At 63.1% G+C, this 19,950-nt stretch carries 16 protein-coding genes and 1 pseudogene; 12 read left to right on the forward strand and 5 right to left on the reverse strand.

What is annotated here, in order from left to right; translation table 11 throughout:
• Positions 1–167: 167 nt before the first annotated feature.
• A complete protein-coding gene (locus X733_RS152950) occupies positions 168–1,697 on the reverse strand; it encodes an ABC transporter substrate-binding protein (protein ID WP_023818606.1) in 1,530 nt (509 codons plus the stop codon).
• A 112-nt stretch (positions 1,698–1,809) separates the two neighbouring features.
• A complete protein-coding gene (locus X733_RS152945; protein WP_023748013.1) occupies positions 1,810–3,384 on the reverse strand; it encodes an NAD(P)/FAD-dependent oxidoreductase in 1,575 nt (524 codons plus the stop codon).
• A 119-nt stretch (positions 3,385–3,503) separates the two neighbouring features.
• Between X733_RS152945 and X733_RS152940 the strand changes: the two genes are divergently transcribed.
• Genes X733_RS152940 through X733_RS152920 form a run of 5 tightly spaced genes read left to right on the forward strand, consistent with a single transcriptional unit; the run spans position 3,504 to position 10,148 of the window.
• Complete coding sequence (locus X733_RS152940; RefSeq protein WP_023818607.1) at positions 3,504–4,295, forward strand: cyclase family protein; 792 nt, start codon at positions 3,504–3,506, stop codon at positions 4,293–4,295.
• Between the two features lie 16 nt (positions 4,296–4,311).
• The gene (locus X733_RS152935) at positions 4,312–5,883 is read left to right on the forward strand and encodes an NAD(P)/FAD-dependent oxidoreductase (protein ID WP_023699870.1); all 1,572 of its coding nucleotides are present in this window, start codon (positions 4,312–4,314) and stop codon (positions 5,881–5,883) included.
• Entirely contained in the window at positions 5,883–6,365 is a 483-nt protein-coding gene (locus tag X733_RS152930; RefSeq protein WP_023667791.1) for a MarR family transcriptional regulator, read from the forward strand. The genes X733_RS152935 and X733_RS152930 overlap by 1 nt, the downstream gene beginning before the upstream one ends.
• 44 nt (positions 6,366–6,409) lie before the next feature.
• Positions 6,410–8,563, forward strand: coding sequence for an indolepyruvate ferredoxin oxidoreductase subunit alpha (locus X733_RS152925; protein WP_023699872.1), 2,154 nt, complete (start codon positions 6,410–6,412; stop codon positions 8,561–8,563).
• On the forward strand, positions 8,556–10,148 hold the full coding sequence (locus X733_RS152920) for an indolepyruvate oxidoreductase subunit beta family protein (RefSeq protein WP_023699873.1): 1,593 nt from the start codon (positions 8,556–8,558) through the stop codon (positions 10,146–10,148). Before X733_RS152925 ends, X733_RS152920 begins: the two co-directional genes overlap by 8 nt.
• A gap of 133 nt (positions 10,149–10,281) precedes the next feature.
• Here the strand turns inward: X733_RS152920 and X733_RS152915 are convergent, their stop codons facing one another.
• Positions 10,282–11,178: a LysR family transcriptional regulator gene (locus X733_RS152915; RefSeq protein WP_023818608.1), complete on the reverse strand. Its 897-nt coding sequence runs from the start codon at positions 11,176–11,178 to the stop codon at positions 10,282–10,284.
• A gap of 229 nt (positions 11,179–11,407) precedes the next feature.
• Between X733_RS152915 and X733_RS152910 the strand changes: the two genes are divergently transcribed.
• The 4 genes and pseudogenes from X733_RS152910 (at position 11,408) to X733_RS152900 (ending at position 14,325) form a co-directional block, all read left to right on the forward strand.
• Positions 11,408–12,142 carry an SDR family oxidoreductase gene (locus X733_RS152910; RefSeq protein WP_023699875.1) on the forward strand — a complete coding sequence of 245 codons (735 nt, stop codon included), beginning with the start codon at positions 11,408–11,410 and terminating at the stop codon, positions 12,140–12,142.
• Between the two features lie 50 nt (positions 12,143–12,192).
• Positions 12,193–12,931: pseudogene (locus X733_RS01000000166165) on the forward strand (SDR family oxidoreductase).
• 32 nt (positions 12,932–12,963) lie between these two features.
• On the forward strand, positions 12,964–13,563 hold the full coding sequence (locus X733_RS152905; RefSeq protein WP_023818609.1) for an NADPH-dependent F420 reductase: 600 nt from the start codon (positions 12,964–12,966) through the stop codon (positions 13,561–13,563).
• A 129-nt stretch (positions 13,564–13,692) separates the two neighbouring features.
• Positions 13,693–14,325, forward strand: coding sequence for a class I SAM-dependent methyltransferase (locus X733_RS152900; RefSeq protein ID WP_023751775.1), 633 nt, complete (start codon positions 13,693–13,695; stop codon positions 14,323–14,325).
• 269 nt (positions 14,326–14,594) lie between these two features.
• Here X733_RS152900 and X733_RS152895 read toward each other — a convergent pair whose 3' ends face one another.
• Both X733_RS152895 and X733_RS152890 read right to left on the reverse strand, forming a co-directional pair.
• A complete protein-coding gene (locus X733_RS152895; RefSeq protein ID WP_023686902.1) occupies positions 14,595–15,188 on the reverse strand; it encodes a DJ-1/PfpI family protein in 594 nt (197 codons plus the stop codon).
• 162 nt (positions 15,189–15,350) lie between these two features.
• Entirely contained in the window at positions 15,351–16,049 is a 699-nt protein-coding gene (locus X733_RS152890) for a GntR family transcriptional regulator (protein ID WP_023818610.1), read from the reverse strand.
• A 175-nt stretch (positions 16,050–16,224) separates the two neighbouring features.
• On the opposite strand from X733_RS152890, the gene X733_RS152885 reads away from it, so the two are divergent.
• From X733_RS152885 to X733_RS152875, 3 genes are read left to right on the forward strand one after another with little or no spacing between them, the layout of a single operon-like run.
• Positions 16,225–17,451 carry an iron-containing alcohol dehydrogenase gene (locus X733_RS152885; RefSeq protein WP_023818611.1) on the forward strand — a complete coding sequence of 409 codons (1,227 nt, stop codon included), beginning with the start codon at positions 16,225–16,227 and terminating at the stop codon, positions 17,449–17,451.
• 59 nt (positions 17,452–17,510) lie between these two features.
• Positions 17,511–18,959, forward strand: coding sequence for an NAD-dependent succinate-semialdehyde dehydrogenase (locus X733_RS152880; RefSeq protein ID WP_245274426.1), 1,449 nt, complete (start codon positions 17,511–17,513; stop codon positions 18,957–18,959).
• Between the two features lie 41 nt (positions 18,960–19,000).
• Positions 19,001–19,783: an alpha/beta hydrolase gene (locus X733_RS152875; RefSeq protein WP_348625861.1), complete on the forward strand. Its 783-nt coding sequence runs from the start codon at positions 19,001–19,003 to the stop codon at positions 19,781–19,783.
• Positions 19,784–19,950 lie beyond the last annotated feature (167 nt).

The following is a 19,950-nucleotide window of genomic DNA, read 5'->3' on the forward strand; positions in this document are numbered from 1 at the left end:
TTCTAACGAAGAGCCCCCTCATCCGTCCGCTTCGCGGCCACCTTCTCCCCGAGGGGAGAAGAGGTCACGGACGGCTGAGCTGGTCTCTTCTCCCCAGGGGGAGAAGGTGGCCCGAAGGGGCCGGATGAGGGGGCCGCTCAGCGAAGAGTGGCGCTCACAAGCCGATATCAGGCCGGGGTCATCAGCGCCGGCAGCAGCGCGCCGGACACATGCTGCACCACGTTGACGCCCTTGGCATGCACGATAGGTTGCGCATACTGAATCAGCGGCAGCACATAGGCCTGCTCGGCGATATACTTGTCGACAGCCTTCCAGCGGGCGATGCGCTTGGCCTCGTCCTTCTCGCCCCAGAGCGGATTGATCATGTCGATCAGGTCCTGGCTGTCCCACACCGAGTGCGGGCTCGGCCCATACATGGCAAAACCGGTCGACGTTGTCGGATCGCCGATGGCATTGCCCCAATTGTAGAAAGCGGCCGGCGCCAGCTTGTCGGCTGCTCTGAGTTCATAGTGTTTGGCGATCTCGTAGACCTCGATCGTCGCCTCGATACCGACCTTGCGCCACATGCCGACGATCGCCTGGACCATCTCATAATCCTTGGGCTTGAAGCCCTTGGTCGTCTGGATGGTGAACTTGACCGGTTTTTCCGGCGAATAGCCGGAGGCCGCGAGCAGTTCCTTGGCCTTTTCCGGATTGTGCTCGACCTTGATCGAGGCATCGAAGGCGGTGTACTCCGGGGTCTCCAGCGTCGCGATCGGCTGGCCATAACCGCGCAGCAGCCGCTTGACCAGAAGCTCCTTGTCCACCGCCATGACGGCGGCCTGGCGGACGTTCTTGTCCAGCATCGCTTCAATGTCATTGAAGAAGATCATGCCGATGTCGGAAACAGGCTTGCACGAGCCGGCAAGCCCGTCCTTGGCGATCAGCCGGTCATACTCTTCATAGGGGACCTCCAGCGTCACCTGCGAGGAACCGGATTCGATCTCGGCAACGCGGCTCGCCGCGTCGGTGACGAACTTGATCGTCACATTCTCGAAGGCCGGCTTGTCGCCCCAATAGTGCGGGTTGGCCTTCAGTCGGAGGAAAGCATTTCGCTCGAATTTTTCCACCATGTACGGGCCGGTGCCGAGCGGCGCCTTCTCGAAGCCTTCGGCGCCGACCTTCTCGTAATAGGCCTTCGGCAGGATGTAGCCGGTCAGGAACGACATCCACTTGAAGTAAACCGGATCGAACTGCACGACGTCCCCGGTGATCTTGTTGCCGTCGATCTTGAAATTGTTGACGTTCTTCCAGACGAACTGGATCGGATTGCCGGTCTTTTCGTCGCCCGCCCGCTGCAGCGACCAAACCACGTCCTCGGGCGTGAACGGCGAGCCGTCATGCCAGGTCACGCCTTCGCGCACCGCCATCGTCACCTTGGTGCGATCCTCGTTCCAGCCCCATTCGGTGAGCAGGCCAGGCGCAAAGGACAGGTCCGGCTTTTGCGGAATGAACTGGTCGAACACTGACTGGTAGAGGCCCTGGATCGTCGGGTTGACGGCCGAGGGTCCGGTGGTCGGATCCCAGGACGGCAGGTTGACGTTATAGGCGATGGTCAGCTCGCCCGCTGCCGCCTTGGCGATCTCAGGCAGGCCGATCGCCGCCACCCCAAGTGCCGCGGCACTGTATCCCAGCAATTCTCGTCTGTTGATTGTCATGGTCGTTGCCCTTGTTGGTTTTGTTGTCTTTGCGCGGCACTATCAGTTTATCGATCCGGGCTTCGTGGGCAGCAGCGCCTTGCCTCTCGTCGCCTTCATGAAATCTTGCGAGCTACCTCCCGCCAAGCTGTTGCGCGAGCATGAAGCCGGAGGCCGCGCCGGTGCCGGCGCCGGGCCATGTCGCGGCGCCTATGAGATGCAGATTGCCGACCGGCGTGTTCCAGCCGGCATAACCGCGCGCCGGGCGGAACAGGAAATTCTGTGCCAGATGGTGGCTGCCGCAGACCTGGTCGCCACCGCCGAGATTGGGGTTCTCACGCTCGAGGTCGATTGGCGAGAACACTGCACGGCCGAGGATTTTCGGGCGCAGTCCGGGTGCGTATATCTCGATGATGTCGAGCACGCGCTCGGCGTAGGCATCCTTGACCTGATCCCAATGCGCGGGCGCGATCCTGCCTGCCGCATCGCCCAGGATTTCGGCAGGCAGCATGCGCACCTGCACCCACAGCACATGCTTGCCCTGAGGCGCGCGCGACGGATCGATCGCGGTCGGCTGGCCGACGACCAGCACCGGTTCGTCCGGCAGCATGCCCGCCATCGCCTGCTGATAGGTGCGCGACATCGCGTCGAGCGACGGCGACAGATGCACATAAGCGAACTGCCGAAGCTCCGCGCCGGCGCGCCAATCGGGCAGGTCGTCGAGCGCCAGATGGATCATCATCGTGCCCGGCGCGTGCCGGAATTTCTGCATCGCCGTGTCGAAGCCGGCGTCGCCGGAACCGTTGGGCAGCAACTTGCCGGTCAGCGCCCTGGGCGCGACGCCGGCAATCACTGCCTTGGTGGCCGTATGTGTCTCACCTGAAGCGAGTCGCACGCCCGATGCCTTGCCGCCGGCAACGGTGATCTCGGCAACTTCCGCCCCGGTGACGATCGTGCCGCCCGCCGAGGTGACCATACCTGCCAGCGCCCGGATGATCGTGTCGGCGCCGCCCTTGCCTAGCACCATGCCAAAGCTCTGGTTGGCGATCGATTCCAGATAGGGGAACACGGCGCCGCCGGCGATGTCGGGTGCGAAATCGAGATGCATGCCCCAGGTGGCAAGCGTTGCCCGCACATAAGGCGACTCGAAGGTCTCCTCCAGCCAGGCGCGAGGTGACGACAGCAAAAGCCGGCCGGTATCGAGCGCGCCTGACATGCCCTTCTTGCGCCACAGGTTCCAGGCGGTGCCGGCAAGCGCGCGGGCACTCATCGGCGATCCCAGCAGCCGGAACAGATGCTCGGCCTCAGCAGGAAAGGCGGCAACGAGCTTGCGCCACGTCGCGGCATCGGCGGCGGAGAACGCGGCCAGCCGCGTGGCAGTCCTTTCCAAGTCATTGCTGACGCCGAACCAGCGTCCGTCCGGAAAGGCGCTGGCGAAACAGTCGGCGACCGGCGCGAACTCAAGACCCTGCGCTTTCAATTCATTTGCATATTTCCGGTGGAAGGCGGAGCCGGCAAACAGGCTCAGATTCATTGCACCGAAATCGTGCCGGAACCCTGGGAGGGTGTATTCGTGGGTCTGGACGGCACCGCCGATTGCTGCGCTGCGCTCGAAAATCCCGGTTTTCCAGCCTTTCAGCGCCAGATGCGCGGCGCATGCCAGACTGTTGTGGCCCGCCCCGACAAAGATGGCGTCGAACTCGCTCACGCCCCGTTCCCATTTCCTTTATGCTTAAAGATAATTGCAGATGCATATGTTTTCGTCTAGTAGGATATTAAGGGCCGAGACGAGCCTTGATCTTCACCAGAAAGAGGGAACTTCAGACCATGGACACGCAAAAACTCCTCGGCGAAGTCGCCGGCCAGCTGCTTTCAGGCGCCATCAGGGTGGTCGACCTCTCTGCGCAACTCGGACCCGACACGCCTCTTATCAAGCTGCCGCCGGAGCTTGCCGTCGACACGCCAAAGGTCGAGATCCATAACATCTCCCGTTATGACAAGAACGGCCCGTGGTGGGCATGGAACTGGCTGAAGCTTGGGGAGCATTCGGGCACGCATTTCGATGCGCCGCAGCATTGGATCAGCGGCAAGGACTATCCGGACGGCGCCACCGACACCATTCCGGCGCAGAATTTCATTGGTCCGGTCAATGTCATCGACTGCTCGAAGGAAGCCGCCGCTGACCACGACTTCCTGCTCACCGTCGACCACATCAAGGCGTGGGAAGCCAAGCATGGCGCCATCAACGCCGGGGAGTGGGTGGTGATGCGCACCGACTGGTATAAGCGCAATGGCTCGGAAGCCGAATTCCTCAACGCCGACGAAACCGGCCCACATACGCCAGGTCCGACAGCCGAAGCCATCCAGTTCCTGATCAGCAAGGATATCAAGGGCTGGGGCTCAGAGACGATCGGCACCGATGCCGGCAAGGCAGGCGGGATGGAGCCGCCATTTCCAGCCCACACGCTGATGCACAAGGCGAACCGCTATGGCCTCGCCAGCCTCTGCAACCTCGACCAGTTGCCTCCAAAGGGCGCCATCCTGATCGCCGCACCGCTCAAGATCGAGCATGGCACCGGCAGCCCTATCCGCGCGCTGGCGCTTGTATCCAACGGCTAGGTGAAAGCACGCCAAGGTGAGCCAGCCGGATCACATCATCGTTGGCAGCGGCATCAACGCGCTGGTCTGCGCGGCGATGCTCGGCGGCAAAGGGGCGCGTGTGCTCGTCCTCGAGCGCAATGACCGCATCGGCGGCTGCGTGCGTACCGAGGAGATCACCGCTCCCGGCTTTATCCATGACGTGATGGCAACCACCTTCGTGCTGTTCATCACCTCGCCGGCTTTTGCGGCGTTGGGCGGCGATCTCGCCAGGCACGGGCTGGAATTCTGCCACACCGGCACGCCAACTGGCGTGCTGCGGCCGGACGGCAGTCATGCAGTGCTCACCACCAACCGCGCCGCCAATGTCGCGGCAATCAATGCGATTGCCGCCGACGATGGCGACCGGCATGCGGACGATGTCAGCGGCATCGAGCGCAATGCCGGCCTGTTGTTCGGCCTGCTCGGCGGCAGCCTGTGGTCCTATCCGACGGCGAAACTGCTGGCCGGCGATGCCTGGCGGCGCAGCCCACGCGGCCTTGCCGCCTTTCTCGGCGAAGCACTGGTGCCGGCGCGCAGCTGGCTGGAAAGCACCTATCGGTCCGAGACAATCCGCGCGCTGTGGGCGCCCTGGGTGCTGCACGCCGGGCTCGGACCGGAAGACGCCTTCTCAGGGCAGATCGCCAAGGTCATTGCCTTCGCGCTGGAAGCGGCCGGGGCGCCGATCGTCAAGGGTGGAGCGAAGACCCTGCTCACCGCCTTCGAAGCTCTGATAAGGGAACGTGGTGGCGACATCCGTACCGTCGCCGATGTCGCCTCGATCGTCCAGAGCGGTGGCCGCGCGACCGGCGTACGGCTCGCCTCGGGCGAAACGATTACAGCAAACAAGAGCGTCATCTGTTCGGTCACGCCGACGCAGCTTTACCACCGGTTGCTCGGCAGCGAGGCTCCCAAGGCCGATGTCGAAGCGACACAGAAATATCGCTACGGCAAAGGCAATTTCCAGATTCACTATGCGCTGAACAAGCCGCCGGCATGGCGCGGTGCTGGCCTGGACCAGGTGGCATTGTTGCACCTGACGCCGGGGCTCGATGGCGTCTCGAAAGCCTGCAACGAGGCGGCGCGCGGCATGCTGCCCGAAGTGCCGACCATCTGCGTCGGCCAGCCGCATGCGCTCGATCCGTCGCGCTGCCCGGAGGGCAAGGCGATCCTGTGGCTGCAACTGCCCGAGGCGCCCAGGCACATCAAGGGCGACGCCGCAGGCACGCTGCATGCACCGGCTGACGGACAATGGACCGAGGCGCTGCGTGAAGCCTACGCCGACCGCGTCGAAACCATTCTCGCCAGCCACATCGATGGCTTCAAGGGCAGCGTGATTGCGCGCCGCGCCTATTCACCGGCCGATCTCGAAGCGATGAACATCAATCTGGTCGGCGGCGACCCGTATGGCGGGTCGTCCACCATCGACCAGTCGTTCCTGTGGCGGCCGTTCAAGACCAGCCGCAACCATCAGACCGGCATCAAAAACCTCTATCACATCGGCGCCTCCACCCATCCGGGTGCAGGGCTCGGCGGCGGCTCCGGCTTTCTTCTGGCGGGCAGGCTGTGATGGAGCAGAAGGTCGCAGAAAAACGCCAGCGCATTTCGACGCTTGGCCAGATCGGCCTGCAGCAATTCGCGCCCTATCTGATGAACCGCATCATGGGGCGCTACAACGCCACCTTGCGCGACGATTTCCGCAAGCAGGGCCTGACCATTCCGCAGGTCCGCACGCTCGCCGTGCTGTCGGTCACCGACGGTGTCACCGTCAACGACCTCTCGGTCTACACCGTCATCGAGCAGTCGACCTTGAGCCGCACGCTCGACACGCTGGAAGGGCAAGGCTTCGTGCGGCGCGAGCAAGGCGTCACAGACAGCCGCATCCGCCATGTCTTCCTGACCGATGACGGCCGCGCCGAGTTCGCGCGCGCCTGGCCGGCAATGCATGACGCGTTCGAGGCGATGTTCGACGATGTCGACGACGCCGAATACGCGGCGCTGATCGCCACATTGCAGAAGATGCTGAAGAACATTCGCAAGCACGACATCTAGACGTTAGGCGCCGGCCGCACCGCCGGCAACGGAAGGTTGGAAAAATGGCCGAACGCTCTTTTGCCAAGGAAGTCGAAAAACTCAGGCTCGGCGCCGGCGAGGAATTTGCGGGCGAAGGCATTCTCGCCATCACCAAGGCGCTGCTGCAATGCGGCGTCGGCTATGTCGGCGGATACCAGGGCGCGCCGATCAGCCATCTGATGGACGTGCTGGCCGACGCACAGGAGATTCTGGGCGAACTCGGGGTGCATTTCGAGGCGAGCGCCTCGGAAGCCACCGCCACCGCCATGCTGGCGGCCTCGGTGCATTACCCCATTCGCGGTGCGGCGACCTTCAAGTCGACCGTCGGCACCAATGTCGCGTCCGACGCACTGGCCAACCTCGCCTCCGGCGGCGTCACCGGCGGCGCGCTGATCATCGTCGGCGAAGACTATGGCGAAGGCTCCTCGATCATGCAGGAGCGCAGCCATGCCTTCGCCATGAAGAGCCAGGTCTGGCTACTCGACCCGCGCCCCAATTTGCCGTCGATCGTCAAGGCGGTGGAGGATGGTTTCGAGCTGTCCGAGGCATCCAACACGCCGGTGATGCTGCAGGTGCGCATCCGCTGCTGCCATGTGCATGGCCATTTCATCGCCAAGGACAACAAGCGCCCGCCGATGACGGTGGCCGATGCGCTCGACGCGCCGCGCCGCGACACCGGCCGCATCGTGTTGCCGCCCGCCTCCTTCCTGCACGAGAAGGAGAAGGTGCAGAAGCGCTGGCCGGCGGCGGTGGAGTTCATCGCCAAGAACAAGATCAACGAATTCTTCGGTTCGGACCATGGCTCGGTCGGCATCGTCATGCAGGGCGGCATGTACAATTCGGTCATCCGCGCCTTGCAGCGGCTCGGCCTTGCCGACACCTATGGCGAGACGGATGTGCCGCTCTACGTTCTCAACGCCGTCTATCCCCTGATCGATGACGAGTTCCTCACCTTCTGCGAAGGCAAGCAGACGGTGCTCGTGGTCGAGGAGGGCCAGCCCAACTACATCGAGCAGGCCTTTGCCGCCATGCTGCACAAGGCCGGGCGCGGCACCAGGCTGGTCGGCAAGGAGTATCTGCCGATGGCCGGCGAATATACCGGCCAGGTCATGCTGGACGGCATCGGCGCCTTCCTGCGCGCCGAGGCCCCGCATCTCTTGCCGGGTGAGGTGCGCGCGCCCAACAAGGTCGGCGACGGCGTTGACGCCGCGGACCTGATCAACGTCGTGCCGGGACGTCCGCCAGGCTTCTGCATCGGTTGCCCGGAGCGGCCGATTTTTGCCGCGACAAAGCTGGTCGAGCAGGAACTCGGGAACCACCACATCGCATCCGACATCGGCTGCCATTTGTTCTCGATCATGCCGCCTTTCGAGCTCGGCGCCACCACCATGGGCTACGGGCTGGGGCCGGCATCGGCATCGGCGTTCAATTCGCCCGACGCCAAACGGCGGTCGATCTCTTTCGTCGGCGATGGCGGCTTCTGGCACAATGGCCTGACCTCCTCGATCGGCAACGCGGTCTTCAACAAGAACGACGGCGTCATCGTCATCGTCGACAATTTTTACTCCGCCGCCACCGGTGGGCAGGACATCCTGTCGTCGCGTGCGGGCAACAAGACCAAGTCGACCAAGCATCCGATCACCGAGGCGGTGAAGGGCATGGGCGTCAAATGGCTGCGCCATGTCGACCGCACCTATGACATCACCAAGATGCAGGACACGTTACGTGAGGCGCTGACGACGGACGAAAAGGGTCCCAAGGTCATCGTTGCCTCGTCTGAATGCATGCTCAATCGCCAGCGCCGCGAAAAGCCGCTGGTCGACAAGGCGATCAAGGGTGGGACTCGCGTCGTCAAGCCGAAGTTCGGCGTCGATGAGGATATCTGCACCGGCGACCATGCCTGTATGCGGCTGTCCGGCTGCCCGTCGCTGTCGGTAAAGTCGCTCGACGATCCGTTGCGCGACGATCCGGTGGCATCGATCGACCAGAGCTGCGTCGGCTGCGGCAATTGCGGTGAAGTGGCGGATGCAGCGGTGCTGTGCCCTTCCTTCTACCGCGCCGATGTCGTGCACAATCCCCGCCGCTGGGATCGTTTTCTGGAAGGCACGCGCCGCGCCGTGATCGGCCTGCTGCAGCGGCGCCGTGAAAGCCGCAGGTTGACGTTCGCCGATGCTTGACCAGGCTTCGCCCTTGCGCCCGAAATCCGATGCCGCCGATACCGAGCCGGTGATCAAACTCGCTTTGCTCGCGGTCGGCGGCCAGGGCGGCGGCGTGCTCGCCGACTGGATCACCGATGTCGCCGAGCGCAATTCCTATGTCGCGCAATCGACCTCGGTCGCCGGCGTCGCCCAGCGCACCGGCGCTACGATCTATTACGTCGAGATGGCCCGCGACACCGGCCGGCTGCCGGTCTTTGCCCTTTCGCCTTCGCAAGGCGATGTCGACATATTGATCGCCGCCGAGCTGATGGAAGCCGGCCGCGCCATCATCAGGGGCTTCGTCACGCCCGATCGCACCACGCTGATCACCTCCTCGCACCGTATCGCCGCGGTGTCGGAAAAGATCGAGCCGGGTGACGGCCGGGCCTCGTCTTCCAAGGTACGCGCGACGGCGGAAGCTGCATCGAAACGCTTCATCGCCTTCGACATGGAAAAGATCGCCGCGGACAATGGCTCAATGATCTCGGCCAGTCTGCTTGGCGCGCTGGCCGGCTCCGACGCATTGCCGTTCACGCGTGAAAGCTATGAGCAAGCGATCGGCGCCGGCGGCCGGGGTGCGAAAGCCAGCCTTGCTGCCTTCGCCGTCGCCTACGACCGCGCGCGCGGTACGACGGCCCCCGCGCCACAGCCGGCAGAACCGGCCACGGTCGACCCCGCTCCGGGTTCAGGGCGTGTGAGCGGTCCGCCGAACCTGCTGCAGGGTTGGCAGGCGCTGGCCGCCCGCATCGACCTGATGCCCGCGGCGGTGCGCGACATGGCGCTCCGGGGCCTGAGAAAGGTCGTCGACTACCAGGACATCTCCTATGGCGGCGAGTATCTCGACCGGCTCGACCAGGCGGTCGCGCTGGATAGCGCTGAACATGCCCATGCATTGTCCATCGCTGCCGCCAAGCATCTGGCCAACGCGCTGTGCTACGACGACATGATCCGCGTCGCCGATCTCAAGACACGTTCGACGCGTGACCGGCGGGTGCGCAAGGAGGTGGGCGTCAAGGACGGCTCCATCCTGCAAGTGACCGAATATTTCCATCCGCGCATCGAGGAGTTCTGCGGCACCTTGCCGGCGGGGTTTGGCAGCTACATCGAGAACCGGCCGAAACTTGCCGGCTTTCTCGACCGGCGCATCAATCGCGGCCGGCGCATCCGCACCGACAGCTTTGCCGGCTTTGCGGTCCTCTGGTTGATTGGCGGCCTGCGCCGCTGGCGGCGGCGCCTGTTGCGCCACAAGGTCGAGACGGCGCATCTGGAGCGCTGGTATGCGCTGGCGCTCAGCCACGCGCCTCAGGACTACGCGCTCGCCGTCGAAATCTTGAACTGCCGCCGGCTGATCAAGGGCTACAGCGACACCCACCTCCGCGCCCAGTCCAAATTCGATCGCGTGCTGTCGGCGCTCGATCTGGTCAGGAGCCGCGATGACGCTGCCGACTGGATCAGGCGGTTGCGCGAAGCTGCGCTGAAAGACGAGAAAGGCGACATGCTCGATGGCGCGCTGAAGACGGTGGCATCGTTGTCTGATCATGGTGTGGGAAGAGGTCGAGCTTAGGCTGGTACCTCTACGCTACTGCCGCCGTTTCCCTACTCCCACTGGATTCGCGGATTGAACACGCCGCTTCAAGCGATCGCAGCTCGGCTTCCACCCGGATTGCGGGAAGCGTTGCCGGCGGATCTGCCGGGCGTCAGTCGCGCGATATGGACAGCCCCGAGAGAAGCGGAGCGTACGCGGCGAGCCTGCGGGATACGAACTCTGTGAAGAGCCGCACCCGCTTCGTCTTGCGTGTCTCGCCTTGCGTGAGAAGCCAGAGTGTCCCATGCATGGGCACGTCGATCCCCGGCACCCTCACCAGCAGGGGGTCGGTATCTCCGACGAAGCACGGCAGTTTCGTTATCCCAATCCCCTGGTGCGCCGCGATGATCTGCGTCTCGGCGTCAGGTGTCCTGAACGGTACTCCCGTGACGTGAACTTCTCCCTCGCGCGCCCAGTCCGGAATTCCATGATTGTCTATGCCTATCCATCGGATGGGATCAAGCGTGCCCGCACGCCACGCGGCTAGTCGATCGCGAGACATGTAGACGCCGCTGAACAGCTCCGGTCCCTTCAGGCCGTGAAGATTGAGCGGCAGGGTCTTGCGGTCGGCGACAATGCGGATCGCGACGTCGGCCTCTCGGTTGGTCAGATTTGCCAGCTCACCGGACGACAAGATTTCCATCTCGATGTCGCGATGCAAACGCGCGAAGTCGGCGAGATCCGGCATGAGCAGGTGTGTGGCGAGGAACGGTGGAAGCGTCACCCGCAAAAGCCCGCGCGCGCTCTGGTCACGACCGAAGACTCGCGTCTCCAGCTGGTGCGACGACGCTTCCATCTGGGTCGCGAGATCGAGGACCTCTTCGCCCGCAGCCGTCAGGCGGTAGCCGGAAGGCAGCTTTTCGAACATCTGCGCCCCGAGGCGTTCCTCGAGCTGAGCGATGCGTCGCAGCACGGTCGAGTGGTTCACACCGAGGTGTGCGGCGGCGGCACGCACCGAGCCTACGCGCGCGGCAGCAAGAAAGTAGCGAACGTCATCCCAGTCGATCATGGTGCATTCCTGCGCAGCGAAGTGCGGCTTGCAAAAGCGCATACTAACACGATCAGCCGTAAGTTCGTGCGGTCATCGTGGCGTTCAATCATCTACTGGATCGTTTTCGCACCAGCGATGTGCGCGATTGCGCACTCACCGCCCGACTTCGGCGAACCCATCTTGAGGCTCTCGCGGGACTTTCCCGTACAGCCAAAGACACGAGACGGCGAAACGAAGGATGCATGACATGAACAGACTGAATGGAAAGACCGCTGTGATAACCGGCGGCGCTACGGGCATCGGCCGCGCCGCAGCCAAGCGCTTTATCGAGGAGGGCGCCTTCGTCTTCATCTTCGGCCGCCGGCAGGAAGCGCTCGACGCCGCCGTGGCTGACCTTGGGCCTAATGCCCGCGCGGTTATGGGCTCGGTCTCGGATGAGGCCGACCTCGACCGACTCTACGCTGCGGTGAAGGCCGAGCGCGGAAGCCTCGACATCGTCTTCGCCAATGCCGGGGCGGGAAGCCCGCTTCCGCTCGGCCAGATCACCGCCAGGCACATTGACGAAACCTTCGACACCAATGTGAAGGGTACGATCTTCACGGTCCAGAAGGCGCTGCCGCTGATGAGCCAGGGCGGTTCGATCATCCTGACCGGGTCGAGCGCCGGCACCACGGGCGCTCCGGGGTTCACTGCCTATAGCGCGAGCAAGGCGGCAGTGCGCAACCTGGCGCGGACCTGGGCGGAAGACCTGAAGGGCACCGGCATCCGCGTAAACGTGCTGTCGCCCGGAGCGACGGCGACCGAACTCGCGAAGGAGGCGTTAGGCGAGGAAGGCCAGAAGGCCTACGGCGCGATGACCCCGCTCCAGCGCATGGCCGATCCGGCGGAGATCGGGGCCGTGGCCGCCTTTCTCGCGTCGCCGGACAGCAGCTTCATGACCGCCAGCGAGGTCGCCGTCGACGGCGGCCTGGCTCAACTCTGACCCCCAGCGCGGTCCGTACCTGGCCCGTGCGCAACGAAAGACAAAGAATTATGAAAAAACTCGAAGGCAAGATCGCAGTCATCACGGGCGGAAGCAGCGGGAGCCAAGCGCTTCGTAGAAGAAGGAGCGCGCGTCGTGATTACCGGGCGAAGAGAGAAAGAGCTGAACGAGGCCGCAGCCTTCATCATGAAAAGCGTTACGACGGTCGTGGGTGACGTGTCGCTCCTGGAAGATCTGGATCGCCTCTATGCCGTCGTGAAGGAGAAACATGGTCATATCGACATTCTCTTCGCCAACGCCGGCGCGGGGACGATCGCACCGCTCGCCGTCGCTACCGAGGCACATTTTGATCAGACCTTCGATGTGAACGTGAAGGGTCTGTTCTTTACCGTGCAGAAGGCCCTTCCCCTGTTCAAAGACGGCGGTTCGATCATCCTGAATTCTTCAGTGTCGAACGTGTTGGGGCTTCCAGGGTTTAGTACCTACGCCGCGAGCAAGGCGGCTGTACGCAACTTCGCGCGCGCTTGGACACTGGAATTCAAAGACCGCAAAATCCGCGTCAATGCAATGAGTCCGGGACCAATCGAGACGCCGGCCTTGGAGACAACGACTGGCCTTACTCCTGAGCAAGCCGAGCAAGCGGCCGCCCAGTTTGCGTCACAGATCCCAATGGGTTGCAGGGGCAAACCAGAGGAAATCGCTGCTGCCGTCACGTTCCTCGCCTCCGATGAAAGTTCTTTCGTCACCGGCGTGGATCTCGCCGTCGATGGGGGCATGGCGCAAGTCTGACCCCGGCATTAGCACCAGATCGGAGAAATACTATGAACTATGCAATCGTAGGATTCGGCAATATCGGACGGGCCCTTGCCAAGGCGTTTGCCCGAAACGGCATCGAAGTTTCCGTTGCAACCACACGCGACCCGGAAAGCTTTGCCGCCGATGCGGCCGCGATCGGACCCACCATCATCCCCAAAAAACTGGCGGAAGCCATCAAGGCGGACATCATCTTTTTGGCTGTCCGCTTCGAGGCGCACCCGAATGTTGCGAAGGCGCTCCCCACCTGGCAGGGGAAGACGATCATCGATGTGACCAATGCCTATGGCGTGCCCCCTGAGGAACTGGGAGGACAACCTTCTTCCAAGTTAATCGCGCAGGCCTTCTCTGGCGCAAAACTGGTCAAGGGCTTCAACCATCTGATCGCCCCGGTGCTTGATCAGGATCCGGCCGTACATGGTGGCCGGAGGGTCGTGTTCTTGGCAAGCGACGATGATGCTGCCGCAACACAGACTGGGGAGCTTGCGGAAAATCTCGGTTTCGCGCCGATTAAGCTTGGCGGGGTGTCGGAAGGTGGCCTGCTGGTCCAGGCGCGCGGAAACAGCTGGGGTCATCTGATCTTCAAGGACTTGGTCAAATTCGACTGACGAGCGCGACGTCCCCGGCAAAGAGACGACGCACGCGATCGGAACTCGGATCGGATCAAGCCCGATCCGATCCGAGCAAATGGAGAAATCAGTATGAGCACCCAGAAGAATATCCACTAGGAAATTTCGATGTACGACCAATCCAAGGTGTCCGATTTAATCCGGTTCGCACGAATCGAGGCGGGCTCCACCGTGATCGACGTTTACCCTGGCGACGGAGACTGGACGCGCCTCTTCTCCGACATCGTCGGATCAGAGGGGCGGGTCTACAGCTTCGTGCCGGCCGAAGTCGCCCACTTCAAGAACGATCCGGTCGGCCTCATGCGGACGCTCGCGAAGGAGCCGAGCCGAGAGAACGTCGAAGCCGCCTCGGCGGATCTCGTCGCGATGCCGAAGGTCACGCCGCCAGCCGATGTCCTATGGCTGCACCTGTTTTACCACGATCTTCACACCGCCCTGGTCCAGAAGAAGGGTGCGACGGCGGCCGACTTCAATCGAGCTGTCTACAAGCGGCTGAAACCCGGTGGGTCCTACGTTATCGTCGACCACGCCGCCGCCACTGGGTCGGGCACGAGCGACACCCGGTCGCTGCATCGGATCGACCCTGCATTCGTCCGCGAGGAGGTGGAGGCGGCCGGCTTCGTACTGGACGCGGAAAGCACCGTGCTCGCGAACAAGGATGACCCGCACTCGATCAAGGTGTTCGATCCCGCGATCAAGGGCGAGACCGATCGCTTCGCGTTTCGGTTCGTGAAGCCCTGACAGCTCCCGGGCGCCGACTTCATGTCGACCGCCCCATTGAGTCCACCAACTCGGGTTCGGACCCGTCAAGCTGGGAAAGGTCAACGAGGATGGCGCGCTGTGCACGCACGCGATGCGGCAGCGCCTTGAAGGCGTCCGAGGTGATGATGGCCACAGGTTCTGGAGCACACCTGCCGCAGGTTCCTGATCTGAACCTGATGAAATGACGGAAGTCGCCGCGCCGTTTAGGGAGCCGGCGCATCCCCTCAGGATGCGCCGGGACAAACGGTTCAAGAATGGTGGATTTCCGTTCCCAGCACCTTCAGGCATTCACGGATGAATGCCGCAAGCGCGGTCCAGCCTTTGGCTGAAACCATGGTCCCATCGACATAGGCGTCGGTGGGAGACAAATCGATATAAGTGCCGCCGGCAAGCGTCACCTCCGGCTCGCAAGCGGCGAGCGCCGCCACCTTCTTGCCGCGCACGACGCCGTCCACCGCGATCAGAATCTGGACGCCATGGCAGATCGTGAAGATCGGCTTTTTTGCCTCGTGGAAATGGCGCACCATCGCTTGTATCCGCTTGTCGGTGCGGATGTATTCGGGGCCACGACCGCCGGCGCAATAGACAGCGTCGTACTGGCTCAGCTGCCTCTCGGCGTCGGCGAAGGTCTTGTTGATCAGCGCATTGTGGCCGGGCTTTTCGGTGTAGGTCTGATCGCCCTCGAAATCGTGCAGCGACGTCTTGATCATGTCTCCGGCGCTTTTGTCGGGGCACACGACATGAACGGTGTGTCCCACCGCTTCCATCGCCTGCTGATAGACGAAGATTTCATACTCCTCGGTGAAATCACCGGTCAGCATCAGGATTTTTTTGGCTGGCATGTCTTTTCCTCTCGGCTTGTTTCAGGGGCGAGGTGCACTGCGCGCCTCCTTCCCGGTATCGAAATCGGCTCAGAACGGGGGGGGTAGAATTCGTAGGCGGCAGGCTGGGCGAACAGCGGCGCGCCGCGCTTGAGGGTGCCTCGGGCAAGCAGCATCGCCAGGCTACTCGAACGCAGGCAGGAGCCTGTCCCGCGAATTTTCGATGTGCGCACGCATGCCTTTTTCGGCGGCGTCCGGATCGCCCGCGGCAAAGGCAGCGAGAATAGCCTCGTGCTCGTCGAGCGCCTCTTCGGTCACCCTGGAGTGATACATCAGCCGGAAGATATGGAAGTGGGTATGCTGGTGATTCAGTGTCTCGCGAATGAGTTCGTTTTGGGCGAACTCGACGATCTTGTCGTGGAAGATCGCATCCTGACGGGCGAAGTTCGAATAGCGCAGGCGTTCGTCTTTCCCCACCCGCCGAGCCATGACGCCGGCCGCCTCCTGCAGCGCGGCAAGGCGCTCGCCGTCCATTGTTGCGGTGGCTTTGGCCGCGGCGGCAGGTTCAAGCAATAGACGCAGCTCGTAAAGCTCGTCGAAGCGCCGGCGGGTGATTTGTGGGGCGGCGCGATAGCCGATCAGGTGGGTTTTCAGAACCAGCCCTTCCCCCTCCAGCCTGCCAAGCGCTTCACGAATGGGGGTATGCGAGACGTTGAATTCCTTGACGAGATTGTCGACGGTGATGCGCGATCCCGGAGCAATCCTCAAAGACATGAGCTGCGCGAAGATTGCTTCGTAAACGTCGCCAGCCAGACTGTTGGCGCGCTGAATACGACCGGTCGCACGGGCTTCATTGTCAACCGTCAGGTCCGTGTTCTGCATCGTTTGCCTCTTGACAGAACCACCCACTAACATGATGCTCCGCGAAACTCAATCCTATATCCTATACGATTTTATTAGAGGGGTATCGCATGATCATGACCTGCAGCGCCGAGGTCGGCCTCTGGCACGAAGCCAAGCCTGTCGGCTTCCAATCCGTCTTCGCAGGATCTTGTGCATGAGCTTGTTTGCAGCGGCGCGCCTGCCGAGCGAGATTCTATTTGGCAAAGGCCAGCGCCATGTCCTGCCTGCCATTGCCGCCAAATATGGACGGCGTGCGTTCGTCTGTACCGATGAGCGCTTCGCGGCGACGTCGCAGTTCGCCGAGATTCTGGCTGGCTTGCACAAGGCGGTGATCGAGGCGCTGGTCTTCGACCGAACGCTGCCGGATGTGCCGCGCGACAGCGTCGCCACCTGCATTGCGCAGGCGAAGGATTTCAAGCCGGACATGGTGATCGGCATCGGGGGCGGCAGTTGCCTCGACATGGCCAAATGCGCTGCACTTCTGCTCAGCCACGGCGGCAAGCTCGAGGACTACTATGGCGAGTTCAAGGTACCCGGCCCTACCCTTCCGGTGATCGCAGTGCCGACGACGGCTGGAACAGGCTCCGAGGTGACCCCCGTCGCCGTGATCTCCGACCCGGATCGGACGCTGAAAGTGGGTATCGCCAGTCCGCATCTCATCGCAGCAGTGGCGCTTTGCGATCCGGATCTGACGGTGACCTGTCCACCATCCTTGACGGCGATCGCCGGCGCCGACGCGCTGACGCACGCAATCGAGGCCTTCACAGCGGCCAAACGCGGCGCCGACCCTCATTTGCCGCAACAGCACGTGTTCATCGGCAAGAGCGCTCTGACCGATCATTTCGCGCTTTTGGCCATCAGGCTGCTCGGCCGCAGTCTGGAAAAGGCATATCGCGACGGATCGGACGAGGATGCGCGCGCCGACGTGATGATGGGAGCGCTGGCCGCCGGTTGCGCTTTCGGCACGGCGGGAACGGCCGCCGCCCATGCGGTGCAGTATCCCGTCGGTGCGCTTACCCACACCCCGCATGGTCTGGGGGTCGCCACCATGCTGCCCTATGTGATGGCCTACAACCTGGCCGCAGCAGCCGCGGAGATTGCGGAAGTCGGCACTGCTCTTGGCCTTTCCCTTCAGGGCGGCGGCGCCGACGCCTTGGCGCACGCCACCATCCGGGAGGTGAGCCGGCTGTTTGGCGCCATCGGCATCACGCCGACATTGGCCGAACTGGGTCTTCCCGAAGACAAGATCGACTGGACGGCTGAGCAGGCGCTCGGCATCGACCGGTTGATCAAGAACAATCCGCGTCCGTTCGACCTCGCCGCGATGCGACAGCTGGTCAGGGCTGCCTATGACGGCGACATGTCCGCCACCATGATGTGATCGACCCAGGAGTTCATCCAATGAACATTGCCGCAGGCATATCCGACGAGGATCAAGATATGTTCGACTACGCCACGGTCTCGCACGGTCTCTACATTGGCGGACGCTGGCGCCCCTCATCGGAGGGCCGCGTGATCGAAGTGGTCGATCCCTCGACTGAAGCCGTGATCGCTGCGGTTCCCGATGCAACGCTCGCCGACGCCGCCGCCGCCGTCGACGCTGCTGCGAAGGCGGCGGCCGGCTGGCGCGAGACCCCGCCACGCAGGCGATCGGAAATCCTGCGGCGCTGCTTCGAACTGATGACCGAACGGATGGAGACGTTGGCCGCGCTGATCTCGCTGGAGAACGGCAAGGCGCTGCGCGATGCGCGCGGCGAAGTCGCCTATGCGGCGGAGTTCTTTCGCTGGAACGCCGAGGAGGCGGTCCGCATCAGCGGCGAGTTCGGCCTTGCACCCTCGGGCGCGAACCGGATCATTGTCGACTACCAGCCCATCGGCATTTGCGTGCTCATCACGCCATGGAATTTCCCAGCTGCCATGGCGACACGTAAAATCGCCCCGGCGCTGGCGGCCGGCTGTACGGTGATCCTGAAGCCCGCCAGCGAGACGCCGCTGACGGCCTATGCGCTTGCGGCGCTCTACGAGGAGGCCGGCGTGCCGCCCGGCGTCGTCAACGTGCTGACGACCTCGACCCCCGGGCCGGTGACGGCGGCCATGCTGGCCGATCCGCGCGTGCGAAAGCTGTCCTTCACCGGCTCGACCGGCGTCGGCCGCGTGCTGCTGGCCGAAGCCGCGAAACACGTCATCTCCTGTTCCATGGAGCTTGGCGGCAACGCACCCTTCATCGTCTTCGACGACGCCGACCTGGAAGCCGCCCTTGACGGTGCGATGGTTGCCAAGATGCGCAACGCCGGCGAAGCCTGCACGGCCGCCAACCGGCTTTACGTCCAGGCCGGCATCCATGATGCCTTCGCGGAAGGCTTGAGCAAACGCATGGCGGCACTCAACGTGGGCCCGGGCACAGACTCAGACACAGAATGCGGGCCGATGATCACCAGGAAGGCTGTGCACAAGATCGACCGGCTTGTGCAGGACGCCGTTGCCCGCGGCGCCAAAATCCTGTGTGGTGGCGGCGTATCTGAAGGAAGAGGCTTTTTCTATCCGCCAACGGTGCTCAAGGACGTGCCGGCCGACGTTGCCATGGCTCACGAGGAGATCTTCGGTCCCGTGGCGCCGATCAGTCGCTTCGAAAGCGAGGCGGATGTCATCTCCAAAGCCAATGACACCGAATACGGTCTCGCTGCCTACATCTATACGCGCGACCTGGGCCGGGGGATGCGCGTGGCATCGAAGATCGAGTCCGGCATGATCGCGCTCAACCGCGGCCTGATGTCGGATCCGGCGGCGCCCTTCGGCGGAGTAAAGCAAAGCGGGTTGGGGCGAGAAGGCGGCCAGAAGCATGGCGTTGCCGAGTTCATGGAGGCCAAGTACATCGCCGTGACCCTGTGAGCGGACATCACGCCAAAGATCCGTTTCGCATTCGCGATCATGTGGTCGAGTTCGACGACATGGTCGCCGAGATCGTTCGCAGAAGCGAGGAGACCAGGGCGAATGTTCCCATGGTCGCCGATGTCGCCTACGGGGCTGACGCCACCGAAACCGTGGATCTGTTCTTTCCCGAGGGCAAACGGGACCGCCTGCCGGTGCACATGTTCATCCACGGGGGCTATTGGCGCATGTTCTCCAAGCGCGACTATTCCTACGTCGCCGAGACCGTTACGAACGCAGGTGCGATCGCGGTCATTGTCGACTACGCGCTGATGCCGACCGTCAGGATGGCCAGGATCGTCGACCAGGTGCGCCGCGCCAAGCGATGGGTATTTGACAATGTCGCACACCATGGCGGCAATCCCGGCCTGCTGACCGTTAGCGGTCATTCCGCCGGTGCGCATCTGGCAACAATGCTTTTCGACGGTGACGAGCGGGCTTCCGGCATCAAAGCTGCGCTGCTGCTTGGCGGCCTTTACGACCTGAAGCCATTGCAGATGTCGTTCCTTGCCGCCGAGATCGCGATCACCGACGAGGAGGCCCGCCGATTCTCGCCCATCGATCACAGTTTCGATCCATCCGTGGACGTAGATATCTTGGTCGGCGCCGATGAAACGCCGCCGTTCCACAGCCAGGCCGCACTCTTCACGGACCACCTTGACACACAGGGACTGACTGTTTCGCGCACCACCCTTGGCGGGGCCAATCACATGAGCAGCGTCCGTGACCTTGGCTTGGCTGGTACCGAGGCCGCGTCACTGCTGGCCCGCGTCGTGGCCGCCTGAGAGTTCCGCCAGAAGCGCTGCTGGGCGCGACCGTTCTTCGCAGTAGCGTCGCAGCATCGAGGTGCCGACCGCGGTGGCGAATCTTCCGCCACCGGTCGCCATACCGTAAGCCCGCCGGCGATGTCGACGTCGACGTGGTTCATGCTTTCCAGCGTGATTGAGCTTGA

The organism is Mesorhizobium sp. L2C066B000 (genome assembly GCF_000502335.1).
Taxonomy (GTDB): Bacteria; Pseudomonadota; Alphaproteobacteria; order Rhizobiales; family Rhizobiaceae; genus Mesorhizobium.

Bases quoted from the DNA above. Each gene is read 5' to 3' on its own strand.
- X733_RS152895 (WP_023686902.1), bottom strand. From the start codon at position 15,188: ATGCCAGCCAAAAAAATCCTGATGCTGACCGGTGATTTCACCGAGGAG.
- X733_RS152930 (WP_023667791.1), top strand. From the start codon at position 5,883: ATGGAGCAGAAGGTCGCAGAAAAACGCCAGCGCATTTCGACGCTTGGC.
- X733_RS152925 (WP_023699872.1), top strand. From the start codon at position 6,410: ATGGCCGAACGCTCTTTTGCCAAGGAAGTCGAAAAACTCAGGCTCGGC.
- X733_RS152915 (WP_023818608.1), bottom strand. From the start codon at position 11,178: ATGATCGACTGGGATGACGTTCGCTACTTTCTTGCTGCCGCGCGCGTA.
- X733_RS152885 (WP_023818611.1), top strand. From the start codon at position 16,225: ATGAGCTTGTTTGCAGCGGCGCGCCTGCCGAGCGAGATTCTATTTGGC.
- X733_RS152910 (WP_023699875.1), top strand. From the start codon at position 11,408: ATGAACAGACTGAATGGAAAGACCGCTGTGATAACCGGCGGCGCTACG.
- X733_RS152890 (WP_023818610.1), bottom strand. From the start codon at position 16,049: ATGCAGAACACGGACCTGACGGTTGACAATGAAGCCCGTGCGACCGGT.
- X733_RS152880 (WP_245274426.1), top strand. From the start codon at position 17,511: ATGTTCGACTACGCCACGGTCTCGCACGGTCTCTACATTGGCGGACGC.
- X733_RS152950 (WP_023818606.1), bottom strand. From the start codon at position 1,697: ATGACAATCAACAGACGAGAATTGCTGGGATACAGTGCCGCGGCACTT.
- X733_RS152920 (WP_023699873.1), top strand. From the start codon at position 8,556: ATGCTTGACCAGGCTTCGCCCTTGCGCCCGAAATCCGATGCCGCCGAT.
- X733_RS152900 (WP_023751775.1), top strand. From the start codon at position 13,693: ATGTACGACCAATCCAAGGTGTCCGATTTAATCCGGTTCGCACGAATC.
- X733_RS152940 (WP_023818607.1), top strand. From the start codon at position 3,504: ATGGACACGCAAAAACTCCTCGGCGAAGTCGCCGGCCAGCTGCTTTCA.
- X733_RS152905 (WP_023818609.1), top strand. From the start codon at position 12,964: ATGAACTATGCAATCGTAGGATTCGGCAATATCGGACGGGCCCTTGCC.